Source organism: Actinoallomurus sp. CA-142502 (genome assembly GCF_050936355.1).
GTDB lineage: Bacteria > Actinomycetota > Actinomycetes > Streptosporangiales > Streptosporangiaceae > Actinoallomurus > Actinoallomurus iriomotensis.
In genome coordinates, this window is record NZ_JBNJMY010000001.1 from 4,900,829 (window position 1) to 4,923,324 (window position 22,496).

The window sequence follows — 22,496 nt, forward strand, 5'->3', positions numbered from 1 at the left end:
CTCCGGCGCCGAACAAGCCTCGCCGCCGGGCCCGGTCAGCCGGTGACGAACGTGACGTAGCTGGAGCCGCCCTGGCCGCTCACGCCCGAGTTCGGTCCCAGGCGTACCTGACCGGCCGGCACGGTCTTCTTGAAGACCGCGAGTGGCCGGTCGCTCGTCTGGACCGTCATGTCGGTGCGCGTGAAGCCCTGGCCGGCCGGCCAGCCCGGCCACCACGATCCCTCCCCGCGCGTGTCGAAGGCCACGTACACCGTCGCCGGACGCGTCAGGTCGAACGTCAGGTAGTCCGCGGGCTCGGTCAGCTTGGAGTCGTCGTTCGCGCCGCGGATCATGACCGCGCCGTCGAGGGCGCCCGGCAGATCCGTGACCGTGTAGCCGCGATCGACGTAGACCGGGGCTCCGACGGCCGCGCGGACCAGGGCGTGCAGCTTGTCCGGCTGCTCGACGGTCACCAGGTCGCTGTTGATCTGCGGGATGCTGTGCGCGACTCCGAGCGTGCGCTGCCCGAGGGTCTTCACCTTGTCCGCGGGCTGCCCGCCCAGTTCGCCGAACGTGAAGGACGAGTAGGGCTGTGCCGTACGTTCCAGCAGGTAGCTCGCGCCGCGCTTGATCGGCAGCGTGATCTGCGCCGCCGTGGTCGCCGCGACGACGGGTCGGCCGCAGGCGCAGTCGCCGTCCACGACCTGGATCTGCCGGCCGGGCCACGGATTCTGGATCTTCAGCGTGTCCGTGCTGCCGGCCTGGATGCCGACGAGTGACGGTGTGCCGCCGCGCGTCTCCACGCTGACGCGGTGGCCGCCGGGGATCTCTACGGCGCCCGTGGCGTTCCAGTCCGCCGGCCACGCCGGGGCGACGCGGACGGTGCCCTCGTAGGACTGCACGAGGGACTCCTGCAAGGCGGACGCCACCACGGCCCCCCATCCGTCGTAGTACCCGCCGCCGCGCACCGGATCGGAGTTGCGGCTGTGCGCGGCGAAGCCGTTCGGGAAGATCTGGAAGTCGGACGTGCCCTGGACCAGCAGGTTCTTCATGTCGGAGGCCCGGCCGAGCCGGGCGGCCCACACCGAGTCCGACGCCCATTCCCGCGTCTGGACGTACACGCGGTTGGTGAACGTCGACTGCATGAGCGAGGAGTCCGCGCCGTACCGCCCCCACGGCCACAGCGCCTCCAGGTCCGGGTCCTGGGTGTTGTGCGCCGCCTCGTCCGTGCCCGACCAGGCGAGCACGGGCTGGCCGCCCCGCGTCGTCGTACGGAACGGCGGGAGCTTGGCGACCGCCTGCCGGAGCCGCTTGGCGAGGTCGTGGTCGCCGTGCTGGTCCGCCAGGCCGGCGACGATCGGGAAGATCGTCCGCATCGCGGCGAGGTCGGGGGTGGGGTCGGTGGTGTCCCACTGCACCTCGAGGGCGTTGACGTGCTGCAGGTGCAGGTACCCGTCGTCGCCGGGGCGCAGCACGGACAGGTAGAACCGGGCGACCCCGCTCATCAGCGGATACCCGGCGTCGAGGAGCGCCCGGTCACCGGTGTAGCGGTACTGCGACCACAGGTTGGCGACGACCTCCGGGCCGGTCGACAGGATGCGGTTGACCCAGTCGGGGGCCATGCCGCTGTCGCACGATCCGGCGGTGCCGTCGAAGCGCAGGAACTCCGGCACGCACACGCCCTCGGCGCCCGGCCAGTGCTCGGCGGTCCACTTCCGCATCTTGGCGAGGCGGTCCAGGTACAGCCGGAAGTAGGGAGTGTTGAGCGCGGCGGTGCCGGCCCCGAGGTTGGTGTACACCGGCTGCCTCAGGTTGAAATGCCACCAGTTGGCCGCCGACCAGTGGATGTCGTCGCGCCACGGAGAGAACAGGCTGGTGACGCCGCCGTGGCTGCTCGGCACCGATGAGCGCATCGACGCCGCGGACATGTACAGCTGCGTCGCCCGCAGGTTCTCCAGGTACTCGCCGGTGCCGTCCGGCGAGCTGATCTCCATCGGCGCCGCGTCGTTCCAGAACCGATGCCACCACCGCAGGTGGCTCGCGTCGGCGCCGGCGTCGAAACCTCCGCGCACCGCGGACCGCGCCGCACTCGCCACGTCGCCGCCCTTGTAGGCCGGAACGCCGACCACGATGCGGAAGCGGCCGTCCTGGCGGGGCTTGAAGGTGAGGTGGACGGTCAGGTCGCCGGTCACCGAGGCGTGCACCTGGCGTCCGTCCGCGGTCACCGCGGTGATCGCCCCCGACGTGGTGCCGGAGGGATCGTCGTGGAACGTCTCGGCCAGTGCCGCCACGCCGCCCGACGCGTACGTGACGGGGCTGCGGCCCCGCCACAGCTTCAGGTCGGCGGTCTGCGTCCGGTCCGGGTCGGCGCCGGTGACGTCCAGGATGAACTGGTCCGCGCCGGCGCGGACGCGGGCACTCGCCGTCATGCCCCCGCCGCGCTGCTCCAGGTCGGCGTCGTACAGGCCGAGCCGGCCGCGGTAGTCGGCGGCGCTCATCAGCGGGAACAGCCCGGGGACGACCAGCTGGCCCGCGCTCTTGAGGTCGGGGAACGTGTCGCTGCGGTTGAGCTGCGCGGTGAGTCCGTCCGCGGACCAGACCGCGGCGCCGAGCCGGCCGTTGCCGAGCGGCATGCTCTGGTGGTTCTGCCACGGCGGGCTCTGGAGGACCAGGTCCGAACGTGACACGACCCCGCGCGGATCCGTCTGCAACGCGCCGTGCCGCCAGGCCGTCGTGGGTGGTGGTGCCGCGCCGGCGGGGGCGATGGGAGCCACCATCGCCGCCGTGACCGCCGCGCAGGCGATGAGGATGGACAACCGGCCGCGTCTCATGACGTCATGCACCTCGTAGGTCAATCGATTGACTGAGGTCGAGCGTTCCGGATTGTGACCCTGGTGCCGTCGAGCCGTCAAGGTCTGGCGGTCCAGAGGAGTGGAGCGAGACGAAAACGGGCACACGTCACAGACGCCCCCTTGTTTTCGCCGTGTTTCCGCTGTTACGTTCCAGTCAATCGTTTGAACGAAGCGAAGGAGGACGCCCGGATGGGGGTCGCGATCGACCTGACGGGGCGTACCGCGCTGGTCACCGGTGCGGCGGGAGGTCTCGGGTCCGCGTGCGCCAGGGCGCTGGCCGAGGCGGGAGCCGAGCTGGTCCTCACCGATCTCGATGAGGAGCGGCTCGCCGGGAGCGCGGCCGGGCTCGAGGCGCGCGTGCGGGCCACCGACCTGACCGACCAGGAACGGGCGACCGCGCTGATCGAGGAGGTCGGCGAGCTGGACATCCTGGTGAACTGCGCCGGGATCATGCGGACCACGCCGTTCCTGGAGGTGTCACCGCAGGAGTGGCGGCGGATCGTCGACGTCAATCTCAACGCGACGTTCTGGATCACGCAGGCGGCCGGCCGCCGGATGGTGGAGCGCGGCGGCGGATCGATCGTGACGCTCGCCTCCGTCGCCGCGCGGTCCGGCCGGCCGAACGCCCCGCACTACTCGGCCACCAAGACCGCGCTGCTGTCCCTGACGAAGTCGGCGGCCGAGGCGTTCGCGCCGGTACGGGTCAACGCGGTCTGCCCGGGCGTCTTCCTCACGCCCATGTGGGAGGAGATCATCGCCGACCGGGACCGGAGGTTCGGCGCCGGTGCGGGACAGGGCTATCTGAAAGAGGTCGGCGACCGGGCGCCGCTGCGCCGTCCCGGCCGCGCGGAGGAACTCGCGTCCGTGGTGCTCTTCCTGGCCAGCGACCTCGCGTCGTACGTGACCGGCCAGGCGCTCAACGTCGATGGCGGACTGGAGATGGACTGACGGATGGCGACGCCGAGGATGACGCAGACCTTCAAGCTGCTGCCCGAGCTGTTCGGCGACGGCGGCATGGCGGATGTCTTCTCCGCCGAGCGCACGGTGTCGGCGTGGCTCCGGGTCGAGGCGGCGCTCGCACGGGCGCAGGCCGACTCCGGGGTGCTCACCGAGAGCGAGGCCGAGGCCATCGCCGGGGCGTGCGTGCTCACCAACATCGACCTGGACCGTCTCTGGCGTGAGGCGGTCAACGTGGGCTATCCGATCCTGCCGCTGGTCCGGATGATCGCGGCCGCGCTGCCGGAGGGCCCCAACGGCCGGGTCCACTACGGCGCCACGACGCAGGACATCATGGACAGCGGCCTGTCTCTTCAGATGGGGGAGGCGCTGGACCGCCTGCTCGTGCTGGTCGGGGAGTTCGGCGACGCGCTCGCCCGGCTGGTGGAGGAACACGCGGGCACCGTCATCGCCGCGCGCACCCACGCCCAGCAGGCGGTTCCCACGACCTTCGGGGCCAAGATCGCCGTGCTGCTCGCGGAGGTGACCCGGCAGCGCGAACGGCTCAGGGCCGCCGCGCGGACGGTACGGATCGTCTCGCTCTTCGGCGCCGGGGGGACCTCGGCGGCGCTGGGCGAGAAGGCCGGCGCGGTACGGGAGGGGATGGCGCGCCGGCTCGGCCTGCGCACCACCGACGTGCCCTGGCACGTGGCCAGGGACGGCGTCGTGGAGTTCGGCGTCGCCTGCGCGGGGGTGACCGCGACGGCCGCCCGGTTCGCGCGTGAGGTCGTCGACCTGTCCAGGACGGAGGTCGCCGAGGTCCGCGAGGCCGACGGTCACCACCGCGGCGCCTCCTCCACCATGCCGCAGAAGGCCAACCCGATCGGCTGCGAGGCGATCATCGGCATGTCCGGCACCGCCGGAGCGCTCAGCTCGGCCCTGTTCCGCGCGATGGAGGCGGGCCATGAGCGGGCGGCGGGGGAGTGGCAGGTCGAGTGGTACGTCGTGCCGCAGCTCGCGGAGCTCGGCGCCGGCGGGCTGGCCACGGCCGCCCAGGTCGCCGGGGGACTGCGGGTCTTCCCCCAGGCGATGAGGGACAACCTCGACGCCGAGGGCGGACTGATCATGGCCGAGGCCTACATGATGCGGCTCGCTCCGGCCCTCGGCCGGGAGCGGGCCCACGATCTGGTGTACGAGGCGGCCCACCGGGCACGGGCCGAGCGCCGCCCGCTGGCGGAGACCTTGCGGGAGCTGGCCACGCCCGGCGACTCGGCCGCCCTGGAAGAGATCCCGATCGCCCCCGACTCCTATCTCGGTGACGTCGAGGCGATCTGCACGGCCGCGCTGGCGGCGTGGCGAAGGGAGGGTGCCGACGATGAGTGAGCGGCGGCTCGCGGACCTGCTGGCCATGTGGCGGATCCGCGCTTTCGAGGAAAAGGTGCGCGACCTGCGGGCCGAGGGGTCGATCGTCGGCTCCGTGCACCTGTGCATCGGCCAGGAGGCCATCCCGGTCGGCGCCTGCGACGCCCTGGAACCGGAGGACGCGCTGTTCGCGACGTACCGCGGCCACGGCTGGGCGATCGCCAGGGGCGTGCCGGTCACGCCGCTGTTCGCCGAGCTGATGGGCCGGGCCACCGGCGTGAACGGCGGCCGGGGCGGCTCGGCCTACTTCACCGCGGCCGACCACGGTTTCCACGGCGAGAACTCCATCGTCGGCGCCGGCGCGCCGATCGCGTGCGGCGCCGCGCTCGCGGGCCGGTTCGACGGCTCCGGCCGCGCGGCGGTGACCGTGTTCGGCGACGGCGCGATGAACCAGGGCGCGGTGCACGAGGCGATGAACTTCGCCGCGGCCTTCGACCTGCCCGTGGTCTTCGTCTGCGAGAACAACGGCTACTCGGAGCTGACGCCGATCGCCGACATGGTCCGCAGCGACCGTCTGGCGGGCCGGGCCGCGGCCTACGGCATGCCCGGTCACCGGATCGACGGCAACGACGCGGAGGCGGTCCGCTTCCACATGCGCGACGCGCTCGAGGTCGCGCGCGAGGGAGGCGGACCGACGCTGCTCGAATGCGTGACCGAGCGCATCGCGGGCCACTACATCGGCGACGCCGAGACCTACCGGCGCCCGGGGGAGATGGACCGGATCCGGCGGAGAGAGCCGATCACCCGGCTGCGGGAGGGCCTGCTCGCCGACGGCGTCCCCGCCGCGGAGATCGACGCGGTCGAGACGCGGGCCAGAGGCGAGATCGACACGGCCGCCCGTACCGCCCTGGCGGCGCCGCTCGCCGACCCGGCGACCGTGAAGGAGCACCTGTATGCCTGAGATGAGCGGGACCGGTGAGGTCCGCAAGCTCTCCTACGGCGAGGCCGTCAACGCGGCCCTGCACCGCCTGATGGAGGAACTCCCCGAGACCCTGGTCTACGGAGAGGACGTCGGCGAGCCCGGAGGCGTCTTCGGCGTCACCCGCGGCTTGCGCAAGCAGTACGGCGACCGCGCGTTCGACACCCCGATCAGCGAGTCGGCGATCCTGGGCAGCGCGGTCGGGGCGGCGATGATGGGCCGGCGCCCGATCGTCGAGATCATGTGGGCGGACTTCTCCCTCGTGGCCCTCGACCAGATCGTGAACCAGGCCGCGAACGTCCGGTACGTCTCGAACGGCAGGCTCGCCGCCCCGCTGACGATCCGCACCCAGCAGGGCGGCGCCCCGGGCGCGTGCGCGCAGCACAGCCAGTGCCTCGAGGCGCTCTTCCTGCACGTCCCGGGCCTTCGGGTCTGCATGCCGTCCACCCCGCAGGACGCCTACGACCTGCTGGTGACGGCGGTGCACAGCGACGACCCGGTGCTGGTGGTGGAGAACCGGACGCTCTACTTCGGGGCCAAGGAAGAGGTACGGGTCGGCGGCGCGGCGGGACCGATGGGCGGAGCGCGCGTCCGCCGCTCCGGCACCGACGCCACGGTCGTCACGTGGGGCGCGATCACCGCCCGGGTGCTCGAGGCCGCGGAGTCCCTCGCCGGTGAGGGCGTCGACGTGGAGGTGCTGGAGACGCCCTGGCTCAACCCGTTCGACACCGAGGCGGTCACGGCCGGCGCCGCCCGCACGGGCCGGCTCGCGGTGGTGCACGAGGCCAACGTCACCGGAGGGTTCGGCGCCGAGGTCGTGGCGCGCGTCACGGAGTCGGGAGTGCCACTGTCGGCCCCGCCGCTCCGCGTCGGCACCCCCGACACGCGGATGCCGGCCGCGCCGGTCCTGGCGGAGGCGCTGGTGCCCGATGCCGCGCGCATCGCACGCGAGCTGCGGGCGCTCGTGCGAGGCGCCTCCTGAGCAGACCGTCCGGAGCCTCGGGGTGCCTTTATTAGTCAATCGTTTGACCTTCAGGAGAACCCAGTGCGCAAGCCAATCCTCGTCGCGGTCGCCCTCGCGGCCGCCGTGACCGCCTGCAGCAGCTCGACCGGTTCCACGTCCGCGCAGAGCGGAGGGAAGAAGCACTACACGATCGGCGTCTCCAACCTCGGGCTGAGCTTCCCCTTCCCGGCGGCGATCAGCAAGGGGATCAAGGAGCAGGCCGCGACGCTCGGCGTCCGGCTCGTCGAGCTGGACGCGCAGGGCAAGGCCGACAAGCAGAGCAACGACGTCCAGGACCTGATCGCCCAGCAGCCGGACGGCGTCCTCATGCTGCCCGTGGACTCCGGTGTCGCCCAGGGCCTGGCGGACCGGCTCAGCGCCGCCAAGATCCCGACGGTCGCCGTGGCCTCGCAGGTCGGCGATCCCAAGCAGCGCAAGCTCAAGGACGTCTACCCGAGCCTGGTCGCCCTGGCCACCCAGGACGAGTACGCCGCCGGCGCCCAGGCGGGGCAACTCGCGGCCAAGATCGTGCCCGGCGGCGGGAAGATGGCCGTCGTGGAGGGCCAGGCGGGCTTCGCCGAGGTCACGAACCGCTGGCAGGACTTCCCCCAGGCGGCCGCGTCCAAGGGCGGGACGTTCACCGTCGTGGCCCGCCAGCCGGGCGACTGGGTCCAGGACAAGGCGCAGTCGGCGTGCCAGAACATGCTGGCCTCCAACTCCGACATCCGCCTCTTCTACGCCGAGTCCGACGACATGTCGGTCGGCTGCGCCAAGGCGGTGGCGGCCGCCGGCTCCAAGGCGAAGGTCATCGGCATCGGCGGCAGCAAACTCGGCATCGACGCGATCAAGTCGGGTCAGGTCGCCGGCACCGTCTGCTTCAAGCCGGAGGACCTCGGCAAACTCGCGCTGAACACGCTCTACCAGGACCTGACCGGCCAGAAGAAGCAGAAAGCCGCGTTCGTCACCTACGACACGCCGGTCATCACCAAGGACAACCTCAACGACTGCACGCCGCAATGGTGACCACGCTGCTGTCCCTCGAGGGCGTCGGCAAGACGTTCCCGAGCGGCACCGTCGCCCTCCGCGACGTCCGGCTGGACGTCCGGCCCGGCAGCGTCCACGGCCTCGTGGGCGCCAACGGCGCCGGCAAGTCGACGATGATCAAGGTCATAGCGGGGGCACACGCGCCGACGGCCGGCACGATGCGCTGGAAGGGCGAGGAGGCCCGCTGGCGGAATCCCGGGGCCGCCCGGAACGCCGGCATCGCCACGATCATGCAGCACGTGCCGCTGGCGCCGGCGCTGACGGTCCTGGAGAACGTCTTCCTCGGCAGCCCGGGCCCCTGGCGGCTCCAGCGCGGCCGGCGCGCGGAGCTGGACCGGCTGCTGGACCGCGTGGGCTACGCGATCGACCCCGACGCCGAAGTGGCCGGCCTGGCCATCGGCGAACGGCAGATGGTGGCGATCCTGCAGGCACTGGCCACCGGCGCCGAGCTCGTCGTCATGGACGAGCCGACGGCCTCACTCGCCGACGCCGAACGTCAGGTGGTCTTCGACGTGGTCCGGCGGCTGTCCGCGCAGGGCACCGCGTTCCTGTACGTCTCGCACTTCCTCGACGAGGTGCTCGACCTGACCGACCAGGTGACGGTGCTGCGGGACGGCACCGTCGTGGAGGACGGCGCGACCGCCGCGTACGACGAGGACCGCCTGGTCCAGGCGATCGTCGGCCGGGACCTGCTCGCCGCCGAACGCCGCGCGCCCACGCCCGTCAAGACCGGCCGCCCGCCGCTGCTCACCGTCCACGGCCTCGACTCGCCGGCCGGCGTGCACGAGGTCTCCTTCGAGGTACGGCCCGGTGAGGTCGTCGGCCTCGCCGGACTGCTCGGCTCCGGCCGGTCGGAGATCCTGCACGCGGTCTACGGGGCCGACCCCCGCGCGCGTGGCGAGGTGCTCGTCGACGGGCGGCGCGTTCGCCGTGGCCCCCGTGCCGCGGTCGCCGCCGGCATGGCGCTCGTCCCCGAGGACCGGAACGCGCAGGGCCTGGTGGGGGCGTTCCCGATCTGGAAGAACATCTCCCTGCCCGACCTGTGCTCGCTCGCCTCGGGCCGGGCCCTGCCGAAGGAGGGGGCCGAGCGGCGGCGCGCCGTCCGGGCCATCGAGGACCTCGGCATCGTCTGCCCGGGACCCGACGCCGCCGTCACCGAGCTGTCCGGCGGCAACGCGCAGAAGGTCGTGTTCGGCAAGTGGCTGTACGGCGGCGCCCGGGTGTTCCTGCTCGACGAACCCACGGCCGGGGTCGACGTCGGTGCCAAGGCCGACATCCTCGACCTCATCCGCGGGTTCACCGCCGAGAGCGGCGCCGTGCTCATCGTGAGCAGCGAGTTCGAGGAACTGCTGGCCGTGGCGACCCGCGTCCTCGTCATCCGCGAGGGGCGCGTCGTCGCCGAGCGCGCCGCCCATGAGACCTCCGAGGAGGAACTGCTGATGCTCGCCAATGGTTTCGACGGCGGAGGAGCCCCGGATGCCGACTGAGACGCGTCATCGCTCACTCACCCTCGTGGCGACCCGCTCGCGGCTGGCCGCCGCGTTCCGGCCCGGCAACGCCGGCGTTGTGTACGCCCTCGTGCTCATCGTCATCGTGCTGACGGCCCTGTCCGCCCAGATGGGCCGGCCGAGCTACCTGTCGGCGACCAACATCACCAACATCCTCGACCAGTCGTCGCTGGTCGCGATCCTCGCCGTCTTCACGACGGTCGTGCTGATCAGCGGGAACTTCGACCTGTCCATCGCCTCGGTCGCGGCGTTCTCCGCGGCCACCGCGCTCAGCCTGGTGAGCTCGCTCGGACTGCCGCTGGCCATGGCCATCGCCCTGGGCGCCGGTCTCGTGTGCGGCGTCGTCAACGGCATGATCGTCCAACTGGTGGGGATCAACGCGTTCATCGTGACGCTCGGCACCATGACGGCCGTCCGCGGCCTGGTGCTCATCGTCACGAACGGCCGTACGATCACCGCCAAGGACCCGGACGCGCAGCGGTCCCTGATCTCCTTGCAGGCCGGCTACTGGACGCTCTCGCACCTTCTGGCGATCATCGGCGTCCTCGCGCTGGTGGCCGGGGCCGTCGTGCTGATCCGCCGGAGGGACCGCAGGGCCGGCATCGTCGCGGTGGCGGTGGGCGTCGTGCTGATCGCGCTCGACCCGGTGTTCGGGTACGAGGTGCGGCTCAGCAAGCCGACCTACTACCTCATCGTCATCGCCGCCGTCACGTGGGCGGTGCTGCGGCACACCGTGATCGGCCGCCGCCTGTACGCGGTGGGCAGCAACGCCGAGGCGGCCCGCCTGTCGGGCATCAACGTCAACCGGTACAAGATCGGCGCGTTCGTCCTCAACGGGCTCGGCTCCGGGTTCGTCGGCGTGCTGTTCGCCGCGAAGCTGCTCGCCATCAACCCGACCGGCCTGCAGGGCACCGAGCTGACCGTCCTCGCGGCGGCCATCCTCGGCGGCACCTCGCTGTTCGGCGGCATCGGCAGCGTGCTGAAGTCCGTGGTCGGCGCGCTGATACTTTTCACTCTCGACAACGGCTTCAACGTGCTGAACCTGGGCGCCAACTACCAGGGGGTCATCGTCGGTACGGTCCTCATCGTGGCCGCCGCGATCTACACGATCGCCGGCCGCCAGCGTCAGGCCCGCGGCGGGCGCAGGTCGGCGGCGCGGGCCACACCCGGTCCGAAGAAGCAGGAGGCCCTGCGGTGAACGGCGTCTGGCACTTCTCCTTCACCGTCGCGGACCTCGACCGGTCGGTGGCCTTCTACCGGGACCTGCTCGGCTTCACCCTCGTGCACCGCCAGGACCAGGACAACGACTACACGCGCCGGCTCGTCGGCTACCCCGACGCCGTGCTCCGCGTGGCACAGCTCGCCGTCCCCGGCCAGCCCCGCGGCGTCTCCAGCCACGACCTGGAACTCGTGGAGTACGTACGGCCACGGGGCGCGCCCCGGGACCCGGCGCGCCACCTGCCGGGCGCCGCCCACATGGCCCTCACCGTCGAGGACGCACGGGCGGAGTACACGCGGCTGTCCGCGGCGGGGGTCCGGTTCGTCTCCCCGCCGAACGAGATCACCGCGGGAGTCAACGCGGGCGGGGCGGCCTGCTACTTCCTCGACCCCGACGACATCACCCTGGAGCTCGTACAGCCGCCGCCGAGGGAGGACTCATGGCCGTGATCGACGCTCACCTGCACTTCTGGGATCTGGAGACGGGCTCCTACCCGTGGCTGACGCCCGCCTCCGGTTCGATCTTCCGCACCTTCGCGCCCCCGGAGGTGCTCCCACAGCTCGACGCCGCGGGAGTGGACCGCGTGGTGCTGGTGCAGGCCGCCGGCACCTACGCCGACACCGACGCGATGCTCGCGCAGGCGGACGCCCATGACGTCATCGCCGCCGTCGTCGGCTGGGTGCCGCTGAACCGCCCCGCCGAGGCCGCCCGGGCCCTCGAACGGTACGCCGCGCATCCCAAGTTCGCGGGGGTGCGGCATCTCATCCACGACGAGACCGATCCCGACTGGGTGGTCCAGGACCCGGTGATCGAGGGCCTCGGCCTGCTCGCCGAGGCCGGGCTGCCGTTCGACGTGGTCGCGGTGCTCCCACGGCACCTGGAGCACGTGCCGACGCTCGCCGAACGCGTGCCGGGCCTGCGCATGGTCATCGACCATCTCGCCAAGCCGCCGATCAGGGAGAAGGGGTGGGAGCCGTGGGCCTCGCTCCTCGCCCGCGCGGCCGAGTACCCCGACGTGTACGCCAAGGTCTCCGGGCTGAACACCGCCGCCGACCCCGAGACCTGGACCGCCGAGGACCTGCGGCCGTACGTCGACCACGCGCTCGGGCTCTTCGGGGCGGACCGGCTGATGTTCGGCGGTGACTGGCCGGTGGCGACACTGGCCGGCGACTACGCCAAGGTGTGGAGGGAGACCGGCGTGCTGCTGCGGGACCTGCCGGAGACCGAACGGGCCGCCGTCCTGGGCGGAACCGCCGCGCGCTTCTACGGCATCGGGGGCTGACCGTGCTCGACGTCTTCGCCCCCATCGCCGCCGCCGTCGACCTCACCATTCCGCCCGAGCACCGGCTGCCCGTCGCCGTCGTCGGCGCGGGCGCCATCGTCGACGTCGCCCACCTGCCCGCCTACCGCGCGGCCGGGCTGGAGATCACCGGCCTGTTCGACCTCGACACCGGCAAGGCGCGGGCCACGGCGCGCGACCACGGCATCGAGCGGGTCTACGGATCGCTGGAGGAGCTGCTCGCCGACGAACGGGTGGCCGTCGTGGACATCGCGGTCGCGCCGAACGCCCAGCCGGGCATCGCCAGGACCGCGATCGAGGCCGGCAAGCACCTGCTCTGCCAGAAACCCTTCGCGCCCGACGCCGCCACCGGCCGGGAACTGGTCGACCTCGCCCGCGAACGCGGCGTGAAGGTCGCGGTGAACCAGCAGCTGCGCTTCGACGAGGGAATCGCCGCCGCGCGGGCCATGGTCAGGGCCGGCTGGATCGGCGAGCCGACGGCGATGACCTTCACCGTGAACATCTACACCGACTGGAGCGCGTGGGACTGGCTCGTCGCCTCCGACCGGCTGGAGATCGCCTACCACTCGATCCACTACCTGGACGCGGTCCGCTCGATCCTCGGCGACCCGGAGCGCGTGTTCTGCACCGGGAGCCGCACGCCCGGCCAGGTCGCCAAGGGCGAGACCCGGACGATGAGCACGCTGGTCTATCCGGGCGACGTACGCGCGCTGGTCCACGCCACACACGAGAACCGGACGGGCGACTACGAGGCCGCCTTCCGGATCGACGGCGCCGAAGGGGCGATCAAGGGCACGCTCGGGCTGCTCTACGACTACCCGCACGGGCGTCCCGACACCCTGGAGGTCAACAGCCGGACCCTGCCGACCGACGGCTGGCTGCCCTACCCGGTGACCACCCGGTGGCTGCCCGACGCCGTCGCCGGGCCGATGGGGTCGCTGCTGGCCGCGATCGCCGAAGGCGGCGAGCCGGAGACGGCGGCGGCGGACAATCTCCGTACCCTCGATCTCATGGACGCGCTGTATCGATCCATGCGGACCGGAGAGAGTGAAAGACTCGGTTCGTTTTGACGTCCTCCTCCGTCTGAAGGCGGGGGATTCCAACCCGATTCCCCTACCGAGAGGAGGGAACAGGTTGAGGTTCGCGGTTCATGGCCCCGCCCAGCGGCTGGAGGGCTCCCCGCACGGGAGGTCGGTCGGGGTCGGTTGGTCGGGGCAGGCACGTCACCGTCCGTCCGACGGCGATGTTCTTGGCCGCGTTCACATCCGCGTGATCGGTATGCCCGCAGGCGCGACAGCGAAAAACCGCTTGGCCCTCACGGCTGTCCGCTGCGCAATGCCCACAAACATGACAGGTCTGAGACGTATACGCCGGATTGATCTTCTCCACCCGGCCGACCGCTTTGTGCTCCAGACGCCTTGCCAGATGACCCCATCCGGCCGCGTGGATGGAACGGTTGAGTCCGGCCTTGGCCCGCACGTTCACACCCGGCGCAGCGATGGTGCCGCGTGCGGAACGGACCATATTGCCGATCTTCAAATCTTCGATGCGGATCAGGTCGAAGCGGCGGGCCAGATCGGTGGAGGTCTTCTCGGCCCAGTCCGGCGGGCATGTCGCGGGACCAGCGGACGGGTACCCAGCCCACCTTCGGTATCCGAACTTCACCGACCTTGCGGGACAGCCGCCGTACATCCCAGTGGTTACCGCGCTGTCCGACGATCCGGAACCCTTCATGGATGCCCGTCTTACGCCATGTTGGACGCCGATGGGTCCCAGCGAAGAAGTTCGCCATGGCTTGGGCGAAATCCCGCAACGCCTGCTGCTGCACCGTCTGCGATCCCGCCGCCAGCCACGCGCACTCTCTCCTGGCCTCGGTCAGCTGACGGGACTGTTCGGCATAGCCCGGCGCACTCGCCCGCCCCGGCCGCCAATGCCGATGCTGCTCCACTGCGAGATTCCACACATACCGGGCATGCGCGCAGTGCTCCAGCAACGCCGCCTCCTGAGCGGGCGTGGGCTGGAGCCGAAATCGCATGCCAGCACGCTAACCACCACCACCGACATTCTGAGGAGGGAGCGGCGTTTAGACCCCGGCCGCAAGGCCGGGGTCTCCACGCCACGTAGCCGATGAGAACGGCCCGTGTGACTCTGGCGGACGTCGCCGCGATGGCCAAGGTGGACCGCGCGGTCGTGTCCCGGGTGGTCAATGACGATCCCACCCTCAACATCCGGCCGGAGACCCGCCAGCGGGTCCTGGCGGCGATCAAGGAGCTCGGTTACCGGCCCAACGTGACCGCCCGCAGTCTCCGTACCGCGCGGGCCCACATGTTCGGGCTGTTCATCCCCGACTTCGCCAACCCCGTGTACGCGGAGATCATCAAGGGCGCCGAGGCCGCCGCCGCGGCGCTGGGGTGCGTGCTGGTCACCGGCAGCGCCACCGGCGCCGGGCTGGGCGGCTACATGGACCTGCTCGGCCCCGGCCGGATCGACGGCCTGCTGCTGGCGGGGTCGGGGGAGGACACCGGGCTGATCGAGCAGCTCGACCGTGCCGCCGTGCCATGGATCATGCTCAACCGGCGCAGCCCGGCCGTCGACCGCTACGTGATCCTGGACGACGAGCGTGCGGCCCGGCTCGCCGTCGGGCATCTCGTCGGGCTCGGCCACCGGCGCATCGCCCATCTCGCCGGCCCGTCCGGCGCGGACACGGCGCAGCGGCGGTTCGCCGGCTACTCCGCGGCGATGCGTGAGGCCGGGCTGCCGGACGGGCCGATCGCCGCCGCCGACTACACGCCGGCCGGCGGGGCCGCGGCGATGGGCTCGCTGCTCGCCGACCCCCATCCGCCGACCGCCGTCTTCGTGGCCAATGTGGCGTCCGCCATCGGCGCGATGGAGCGGGTGCGCGAGGAGGGGCTGGAGATACCCCGCCAGATGTCCATCGTGGCCGTGCACGACCTGGACCTCGCCAGCTATCTGGCGCCGCCCCTGACCACGGTGCGGATGCCGCTGGAGGAGCTGGGTCGCCGTGGTGTCTCGCTGCTGAACGGCCTCAAGCCCGACGACAGCGTCGAGGAGATCCTCGCCGGCCCGATGGCGCTGATCACCCGGGCCTCCACCGCTCCTCCGCCCGAGGACTGACGACCGCGGCGCCCCGGAGCGTGGGCGGTGCCGACGTCGGCCAATCCGGATCAAACGATTGACCTGCGTGGCACCGCACGATAGGACCGGGGTTTAGGAAAACCTTTTCCCGACGAAGGGATGGGCCGATGGCGATCCGGCGGCCTCTTCTGGCCCTGGTGCTCGCGTGCCTGCTGACGACCGGCCTTCTCGCCGGGCCCGTGCACGCCGAGAGCGGGGCCGGACGGCACACGGTCGGCTATGACCGTTACTCGCTGACGATCGACGGCAAGCGGATCTTTCTGTGGTCCGGTGAGTTCCACTACTGGCGGTTGCCCAGCCCCGCCCTGTGGCGTGACGTCCTGGAGAAGATGAAGGCCGCCGGGTTCAACGCGGTGTCCATCTACTTCGACTGGGGCTACCACTCACCGCGCCAGGGCGTGTACGACTTCACCGGGGTGCGTGACGTCGACCGGCTGCTGGACATCGCCGACCAGGTCGGGCTGTACGTCATCGCCCGCCCGGGCCCGTACATCAACGCCGAGACCGACTCCGGCGGCTTCCCCGGCTGGCTGACGACGCTCAAGGGCAAGGCCCGCTCCACCGATCCGGCCTACCTCGCCGCCGCGAACGAGTGGCTCGGCCGGATCGACCGGATCCTCGCCCGGCACCAGGTCACCGACGGCCGCGGCCCCGTGCTCCTCTACCAGGTGGAGAACGAGCTCTACAACGTGAAGCAGAGCGAGGAGGAGAGCCGGGCGTACCTGAGCGCGCTGGAGAAGAAGGTCCGCTCCGACGGCATCACGGTGCCGTTCACCGGCGCGAACGACGCCAGGTTCACCTCCGGCACGGGCGCCGCCGACCTCGAGGGGTACACGGTCTACCCGCAGAGCTTCAACTGCGCCGAGCCCGGCAAGTGGAAGCCGGTCCCCGACGACTACGGGCAGTACCGTGCGGGGCTCCCCGACACACCGGTGAACTTCGCCGAGTTCCAGGGCGGCGCGTTCGACCAGTGGGGCGGCGCGGGCCATGAGAACTGCCGGACGCTGACCGGCCCCGACTTCGAGCGGGTCTTCGAGGAGGCCAACATCGCCGCGGGCGCGACGATGCAGAACTTCTACATGACCTACGGCGGTACGAACTGGGGCTGGCTCGCCACGGACTTCGACTACACGTCCTACGACTACGGCGCCGCGATCGACGAGGCGCGGCGGCTCACTCCCAAGTACACCGAGCAGAAGTTCCTCGGCTACCTGGTCCAGTCCGTGGCCCCGCTGCGGACCACGGATCCGCTCACCACCGCGCCGCCGGACAACACCGCGGTCCGGATGGACGCGCGGGTCGACCCGAACACCGGGACGCGGTTCTACGTCGTGCGCCACGCCGACTCGACCTCCACCGCCGACGACCGGACGCACCTCGCGCTCGACCTCGGCGCGGTGGGCCGCTACCCGAGCGTGCCGAGCGCGCCCGGCACCGACCTGACCCTCGCCGGGCGGGACTCGAAGCTGCTCGTCGCCGCGTACCGGTTCGGTGGCCAGGAGCTGGTCTATTCGACGTCGGAGCTGATGACGCAGGGGACGTTCGCCCAGCCCTCCGGCACCGGCGAGCAGAACATCGCGGTGCTGTACGGCCGCCACGGCCAGGACGGGGAGACCGTCCTGCGCTACGCCTCCCAGCCGAAGGTCACCGTGCTGTCCGGCTCGGTGCGGGCGAGCTGGGACGCCGGCCGGCACGACCTGCGACTCGACTACGAGCACGACGGCCTGGCCCGCGTGCTCGTCCACGGCGGCACGCGCGACCTGCTGTTGCTGATCGGCGACGACCAGGCCGCCGGGAGCTTCTGGCGTGTCGACACGAGCGCCGGGCCGATCCTCGCCCGCGGCCCCTACCTGGTACGCGGCGGATCCGTCTCGGGCCGCAGCGGGGAGGTCGCGCTGACCGGCGACACCGACCGGGCCGGACCGCTGGAGGTCTTCACCCCGCAGGGCGCGCGTTCGGTGAGCTGGAACGGCCGCCCGGTCCGCGTGACGCCGACGAGTTCCGGCAGCCTCAGCGGGGAGCTGGCCGGGCCGCGCCCGGTGTCGCTGCCGGCGCTGACGAACTGGCGGTACCGCTACGAGACGCCGGAGGCCCAGCCGGGCTTCGACGACTCCGCCTGGCGGGCCGCCGACCACACCACGACGGACAACCCGTACTGGGACGGCAAGGCGCCGGTCCTGTACCCGGACGACTACGGCTTCCACCACGGCGACACGTGGTACCGCGGGCACTTCACCGCGACCGGAGGCCAGACCGGCATCACGCTGTCCGCCACGGTCACCGACCACGGCGCGTACGCCGTCTGGCTGAACGGCCACTACCTCGGCAGCGGCGGCGACGGGAGCAAGCACTTCGACTTCCCCGCCTCGGCGCTCCGGCCGGGCGCGGACAACGTCGTGTCCGTGCTGGCCGAGAACATGGGCCACGACCAGGACCGGGCCGCCGACGACTCGTACCGGGAGCCGCGCGGTCTCACCGGCGCCGAGCTCACCGGCTCGGCCACGACGGTCAAGTGGCGGCTCCAGGGCGACCAGGGCGGCGAGAAGCCGGCCGACCCGATGCGCGGCCCGTACAACAACGGTGGCCTGTACGGGGAGCGGGCCGGCTGGTACCTGCCGGGCCGCCAGGACGCGGCCTGGCCGACGGTGAGCCTGCCGCACGCGGAGCCGACCCCCGGCGTGGGCTGGTACCGGACGACGTTCCGGCTGAACGTCCCCAAGGGACAGGACGTCCCGGTCGGGCTCCGGATCGACGACGACGCGGCACGTCACTACCGGGCACTGATCTTCGTCAACGGCTGGCAGGTCGGCCGGTACATCAATGACGTGGGTCCGCAGCACGTGTTCCAGGTGCCCGCCGGAATCCTGCGGACCGACGGCGAGAACACGATCGCGATCGCGGCCTGGGGCCTGGACGGCTCCGGCGGGCTCGGTGACGTCTCGCTCGTGCGGGAGGGCGACTACGCCGGTCCCGTCTCCGATTCTTCGCGATGAAAGGAATCCCCCCGATGACCTCACACGACTGGTCGCGCAGGACGGTGCTCGGGACGGCCGGCGGCCTGTTCCTGGCCGGAGCCGCCGTGGCGGTGAGCGGGCCCGCCGGGGCCGCGACCACCGGTGGCCACGGGCGGCCCGGGTGGGGGTACGCCGAGGGCATCGCGCGGCGCGTGCGGCCGCCGCGGTTCCCGGACCGCCGTTTCCCGGTCACCTCCTACGGCGCGGTGGGCGACGGGCGGACCGCGTGCACCGAGGCGTTCGACCGGGCCGTCAAGGCCTGCAACGCCGCGGGCGGCGGGCACGTCATCGTCCCGGCCGGTACGTACGCGACCGGGCCGATCCACCTGCTGGACAACGTCGACCTGCACCTGGAGAAGGGCGCGCGGATCACCTTCAGCACGAACCCCGCCGACTACCTGCCGGTGGTCTACAGCCGGTGGCAGGGCATCGAGTGTTACAACTACTCGTCGCTCATCTACGCCTACGGCCGCGAGAACATCGCGGTCACCGGATCGGGCACGCTCGACGGCCAGGCCGGGTACGACAACTGGTGGTCCTGGAACGGCGACGACGCGGCGGACGCGGCGTGGGCCACGCTGCAGAAGATGGCCGCCGACGGTGTCCCGGTGAAGCAACGGGTGTTCGGCGCCGGATCCGACCTGCGGCCGAACTTCATCCAGTTCTACCGGTGCCGGAACGTCCTCATCGACGGGGTCACGATCGTCGACTCACCGATGTGGGAGATCCACCCGGTCCTCTCGGAGAACGTCACCGTCCAGAACGTCACCGTCGTCAGCAAGGGCCCGAACAACGACGGCTGCGACCCGGAGTCCTGCCGGTCCGTGGTGATCCGCGGCTGCTCGTTCGACGTCGGCGACGACTGCATCGCGATCAAGTCCGGTCGCGACGCCGACGGCCGCCGGGTCGGCGTCCCGTGCTCGGACGTGCTCATCGAGGACACCGAGATGATCAACCGGTACGGCGCGATCGCCATCGGCAGCGAGACCTCGGGCGGCGTGGCGAACGTGTACGTGAGGAACTGCCGGATGGGCGGCTCCGATCTGCACTACGGCCTCTACGTGAAGACGAACTCGGTGCGCGGCGGGCTGATCGAGAACATCTACCTGAGGGGCATCGCGGTCAGCGGCATCAACCACGAGTTCATCTCCATGAACCTCAACCACGGCGAGGGGGACACCGGGGACCACGACCCGATCGTGCGCAACGTCGAGGTGCGCGACCTGACCTGTGACAAGGCGCGTGCCGTCGCGAGCATGGTCGGCTACGAACGCGACCCGATCACGAATGTCCGGCTCCGCGACTGCGTGTTCAGCGAAATCCAGCAGGACAGCCAGATCCAGTACGTCGAGGGCCTGTCAATTCGCGACGTCCTGGTCAACGGCGAGCCCATGACTCGTTGATTTTCGCGGAATGCAGCGATGCGTGGCGGCGGGAGCGCGCGGAGCGCCGCCACGCAGTTCAATTTCAGTCGAAATGGATCTGTGAGAACACTATCCCGGCCGGACCGAAGTACTTCTCCTGGTATTTCTTGAAGCCCACGTGCGTGCCGTTGTCCGCGCGCACGAGGTAGCCGCGGTGGTCGCCGGACCGGATGAGGTCGACGCCGACGGAGGGCATGTCATACGTGACGTCGTGCCCTTCCGTGCACTCACTCGTCGGCGTTCCGCCGGCGTAAAGGATGAAGAATGTGTCGGGAGTGCAGACGACGTCGGCGTGTGCCGGGGCGGCCATTGTGGCCGAGGCCGCGGCGATGCCGGCCGCGGTCACTCCGGCGGCGACGAGTCGTTTGATCATCGGGCTCCTTTCGAAAAGCCTCCGAACGTTTCATTGGGTAAGACGTGGGCGCGCTCGGAAAGGTTTACCGATGATGACTCGTGAATTTTTCATGTCGTGACGCGCGGGCCGCGAACGAAGTTCGCCGACTCGACCCGGAGTGGGCCGCGGCCGCCGCGAAACGGCGAAACGGCAGGTCGCTCGCTTTCTCGCCGGAAAGGGTTGCGCGAGACCCGTCGATGGGCGATCCTCTCTGCTGGCCGACGGAAGGAGCGATCTTTCGCGTGCTGGCGTCAGTCCTGCGGATCCCCATGGGCGACGCCACCCCTGCCGCCGCGGTGATGCCGGGGCCGGTGAGTACGGGGAGTGCGGAACAGCACGCATGCCGCCCCGTGGTTCTCCGTCTCACGAGGAGCGTTCATGCGTCATCGAGTACGCCTCATCGTCGCCGCTCTCGCGGCCCTCTTCACCTGTCTGGCGCCGGCCGTGCCGGTCCAGGCCGCCGCCGCCCTCCCGGCTCCGGTCTCGTGTGCCGGCTGCTGGCATCCGGCCTTGAACACCAGCTGGCAGTGGCAGCTCTCATCGGTGCCGTCCGCGCCGTACCTGGACGTCACCATGTACGACATCGACGGCTTCGACGCCACGGCCGGTGACGTCTCCCAGCTGCACTCCACCAAGTCCGGCCGCAAGGTCGTCTGCTACATCAGCGCGGGCACGTACGAGGACTGGCGGCCGGACGCCGGGAAGTTCCCGAGCGGCGTCCTCGGCGACGACGTCGACGGCTGGGCGGGCGAGCGCTGGCTGGACATCCGGCAGTACGCCGGAACACTCGGCACGATCCTCAAGGCGCGCATGGACATGTGCGCGTCCAAGGGCTTCGACGCCATCGAGTTCGACAACGTCGACGGCTACACCAACGACTCCGGCTTCCCGCTCACCGCGAACGACCAGCTGAACTTCAACGCCTGGCTGGCGAACCAGGCGCACAGCCGTGGTCTGTCGGTCGGGCTGAAGAACGACAACGGCCAGCTCAAGACCCTCCAACCGTACTTCGACTGGGCCCTCAACGAGGAGTGCTGGACCTACGGCGAGTGCACCAGCGCGCAGACCGGCGGCTACGGCTATGACAAGTACGTCGCCGCGGGCAAGGCCGTCTTCAACGTCGAGTACGACCTGGCCACCTCGAAGTTCTGCTCGAAGGCCAACGCGCAGAACTTCAACTCTTTGAAGAAGGACCTGGACCTGACCGCCTACCGGGTTCCCTGCCGCGGCGTCTGACCGTTCCGGCCGTACCGGCCCCGCCGGATCGCCTCCTCGGCGTTCCGGTGGGGCCCGTCGCATGTAAGCGGTTCGGCCGATGTCAGATCGGCATGGCACGCCCCGTAATCGGTCGAACCGATTACGGGAAGAGGTGGTCAGATGATCGACAGGCGGGCGTTCGGGAAGCTCATCGGAACCCGGACTACGTGCGTTGTCATCCGGCGCCATCGCGCCGTGGTCATCGTCGCGACGAGTCGCCGGGTTCCCGCAGGAGGGCCTCCTGGGCCACCGAGGCGACCAGGGTTCCGTCGAGGGTCCGTACCGAGCCCTGAGCCAGGCCGCGGGCGCCCACGTGGGCGACGGGGTTCATGGAGTACAGCAGCCACTGGTCGACGCGCGGCGGGCGGTGGAACCAGACCGCGTGGTCGAGGCTCACTCCCAGTGCCCCGGACTCGGGCGACCGGGCCGCCCGTACGACGGCGAGGTCCGACAGGTAGGTGAGCACGCACGCGTGCCGTGCCGGATCCGCGCCGACCGGCGTCGTCACCCGCGCCCAGAAGGGATGGGCGACCGGGAAGGGACCCTCGGGCGGGGCGACCGGCCGGATCTCGACCGGCTGGTCGTCGCCGAACAGCAGGGACAGCCGCACCGGGCGGAGACCGTCGGGCGGCGGTACGGGCGCGGGAGCGGCCGCCTGCCAGTCCTCACCCGGCTCGGGATCGTGGAAGGAGGCGATCATCTCGAAGATCGGCTTCCCTTCCTGGCGGGCGGTGACGTCGCGCGTGGAGAAGGCGCGTCCGTCGCGCGTCCGGGTCACCTCGAACCGCAGCGGCAGGCCCGGCCGGCCGGGCCGCAGGAAGTAGGCGTGAAGGGAGTGCGCCCGCCGTCGCGCGTCGACGGTGAGACCCGCGGCACGCAGGGCCTGCGCCGCCACCTGCCCGCCGAAGGACCGCTCCAGCGCGCCGTCCTGCGGGGCGGAGAGGAACGAATCGCCGTCGAGTCGTTGGAGTTCGAGTGAGTCCCAGAACAGCGCTGCGTCGGTCACGGGTCCCTTTCGTCCGGACGAGGCGGGCGCGGGACATTCTCCCCCAGACCGGGCGCGCGGACC

18 protein-coding genes and 1 pseudogene are annotated in these 22,496 nt (G+C 71.2%); 14 read left to right on the top strand and 5 right to left on the bottom strand.

What is annotated here, in order from left to right:
* Positions 1–35: 35 nt before the first annotated feature.
* Positions 36–2,810 carry a glycosyl hydrolase family 95 catalytic domain-containing protein gene (locus ACQEV1_RS23385; protein ID WP_433396091.1) on the bottom strand — a complete coding sequence of 925 codons (2,775 nt, stop codon included), beginning with the start codon at positions 2,808–2,810 and terminating at the stop codon, positions 36–38.
* A gap of 183 nt (positions 2,811–2,993) precedes the next feature.
* On the opposite strand from ACQEV1_RS23385, the gene ACQEV1_RS23390 reads away from it, so the two are divergent.
* From ACQEV1_RS23390 to ACQEV1_RS23435, 10 genes are all read left to right on the top strand, one after another.
* The gene (locus ACQEV1_RS23390; protein ID WP_433396093.1) at positions 2,994–3,779 is read left to right on the top strand and encodes an SDR family NAD(P)-dependent oxidoreductase; all 786 of its coding nucleotides are present in this window, start codon (positions 2,994–2,996) and stop codon (positions 3,777–3,779) included.
* A gap of 3 nt (positions 3,780–3,782) precedes the next feature.
* On the top strand, positions 3,783–5,150 hold the full coding sequence (locus tag ACQEV1_RS23395; protein ID WP_433396094.1) for a class-II fumarase/aspartase family protein: 1,368 nt from the start codon (positions 3,783–3,785) through the stop codon (positions 5,148–5,150).
* The gene (locus ACQEV1_RS23400; RefSeq protein ID WP_285619234.1) at positions 5,143–6,090 is read left to right on the top strand and encodes a thiamine pyrophosphate-dependent dehydrogenase E1 component subunit alpha; all 948 of its coding nucleotides are present in this window, start codon (positions 5,143–5,145) and stop codon (positions 6,088–6,090) included. Before ACQEV1_RS23395 ends, ACQEV1_RS23400 begins: the two co-directional genes overlap by 8 nt.
* Positions 6,083–7,090, top strand: coding sequence for an alpha-ketoacid dehydrogenase subunit beta (locus ACQEV1_RS23405; RefSeq protein ID WP_433396097.1), 1,008 nt, complete (start codon positions 6,083–6,085; stop codon positions 7,088–7,090). Before ACQEV1_RS23400 ends, ACQEV1_RS23405 begins: the two co-directional genes overlap by 8 nt.
* A gap of 63 nt (positions 7,091–7,153) precedes the next feature.
* Positions 7,154–8,134 carry a sugar ABC transporter substrate-binding protein gene (locus tag ACQEV1_RS23410; protein ID WP_285619231.1) on the top strand — a complete coding sequence of 327 codons (981 nt, stop codon included), beginning with the start codon at positions 7,154–7,156 and terminating at the stop codon, positions 8,132–8,134.
* Positions 8,128–9,642, top strand: coding sequence for a sugar ABC transporter ATP-binding protein (locus ACQEV1_RS23415; protein WP_433396099.1), 1,515 nt, complete (start codon positions 8,128–8,130; stop codon positions 9,640–9,642). Before ACQEV1_RS23410 ends, ACQEV1_RS23415 begins: the two co-directional genes overlap by 7 nt.
* A complete protein-coding gene (locus tag ACQEV1_RS23420; RefSeq protein WP_433396101.1) occupies positions 9,632–10,861 on the top strand; it encodes an ABC transporter permease in 1,230 nt (409 codons plus the stop codon). Before ACQEV1_RS23415 ends, ACQEV1_RS23420 begins: the two co-directional genes overlap by 11 nt.
* Positions 10,858–11,331: a VOC family protein gene (locus ACQEV1_RS23425; protein WP_433396103.1), complete on the top strand. Its 474-nt coding sequence runs from the start codon at positions 10,858–10,860 to the stop codon at positions 11,329–11,331. The genes ACQEV1_RS23420 and ACQEV1_RS23425 overlap by 4 nt, the downstream gene beginning before the upstream one ends.
* On the top strand, positions 11,322–12,164 hold the full coding sequence (locus ACQEV1_RS23430; RefSeq protein WP_285619224.1) for an amidohydrolase family protein: 843 nt from the start codon (positions 11,322–11,324) through the stop codon (positions 12,162–12,164). The genes ACQEV1_RS23425 and ACQEV1_RS23430 overlap by 10 nt, the downstream gene beginning before the upstream one ends.
* Before the next feature lie 2 nt (positions 12,165–12,166).
* On the top strand, positions 12,167–13,252 hold the full coding sequence (locus tag ACQEV1_RS23435; RefSeq protein ID WP_433396106.1) for a Gfo/Idh/MocA family protein: 1,086 nt from the start codon (positions 12,167–12,169) through the stop codon (positions 13,250–13,252).
* Positions 13,253–13,295: 43 nt separating this feature from the next.
* On the opposite strand, the gene ACQEV1_RS23440 is transcribed toward ACQEV1_RS23435, so the two are convergent.
* Both ACQEV1_RS23440 and ACQEV1_RS23445 read right to left on the bottom strand, forming a co-directional pair.
* The gene (locus ACQEV1_RS23440) at positions 13,296–13,847 is read right to left on the bottom strand and encodes an RNA-guided endonuclease InsQ/TnpB family protein (RefSeq protein ID WP_433396108.1); all 552 of its coding nucleotides are present in this window, start codon (positions 13,845–13,847) and stop codon (positions 13,296–13,298) included.
* Between the two features lie 274 nt (positions 13,848–14,121).
* Positions 14,122–14,217 (bottom strand): annotated as a pseudogene (locus ACQEV1_RS23445) (helix-turn-helix domain-containing protein); the annotation flags it as partial.
* Positions 14,218–14,324: 107 nt separating this feature from the next.
* Between ACQEV1_RS23445 and ACQEV1_RS23450 the strand changes: the two are divergent.
* The 3 genes from ACQEV1_RS23450 to ACQEV1_RS23460 all read left to right on the top strand — a co-directional run bounded on the left by ACQEV1_RS23450 (position 14,325) and on the right by ACQEV1_RS23460 (position 19,755).
* A complete protein-coding gene (locus ACQEV1_RS23450; protein WP_433396110.1) occupies positions 14,325–15,317 on the top strand; it encodes a LacI family DNA-binding transcriptional regulator in 993 nt (330 codons plus the stop codon).
* 128 nt (positions 15,318–15,445) lie between these two features.
* Positions 15,446–18,331 carry a glycoside hydrolase family 35 protein gene (locus tag ACQEV1_RS23455; protein WP_433396112.1) on the top strand — a complete coding sequence of 962 codons (2,886 nt, stop codon included), beginning with the start codon at positions 15,446–15,448 and terminating at the stop codon, positions 18,329–18,331.
* 14 nt (positions 18,332–18,345) lie between these two features.
* Positions 18,346–19,755: a glycoside hydrolase family 28 protein gene (locus ACQEV1_RS23460; RefSeq protein ID WP_433396114.1), complete on the top strand. Its 1,410-nt coding sequence runs from the start codon at positions 18,346–18,348 to the stop codon at positions 19,753–19,755.
* A 64-nt stretch (positions 19,756–19,819) separates the two neighbouring features.
* Here ACQEV1_RS23460 and ACQEV1_RS23465 read toward each other — a convergent pair whose 3' ends face one another.
* A complete protein-coding gene (locus tag ACQEV1_RS23465; RefSeq protein WP_433396116.1) occupies positions 19,820–20,149 on the bottom strand; it encodes a hypothetical protein in 330 nt (109 codons plus the stop codon).
* 399 nt (positions 20,150–20,548) lie between these two features.
* Between ACQEV1_RS23465 and ACQEV1_RS23470 the strand changes: the two genes are divergently transcribed.
* Positions 20,549–21,406 (top strand): endo alpha-1,4 polygalactosaminidase, encoded by an 858-nt coding sequence (locus tag ACQEV1_RS23470; protein WP_285619212.1) that lies wholly within the window; start codon positions 20,549–20,551, stop codon positions 21,404–21,406.
* Between the two features lie 220 nt (positions 21,407–21,626).
* On the opposite strand, the gene ACQEV1_RS23475 is transcribed toward ACQEV1_RS23470, so the two are convergent.
* Positions 21,627–22,433: an acyl-CoA thioesterase gene (locus tag ACQEV1_RS23475; protein ID WP_433396119.1), complete on the bottom strand. Its 807-nt coding sequence runs from the start codon at positions 22,431–22,433 to the stop codon at positions 21,627–21,629.
* Positions 22,434–22,496: the final 63 nt, after the last annotated feature.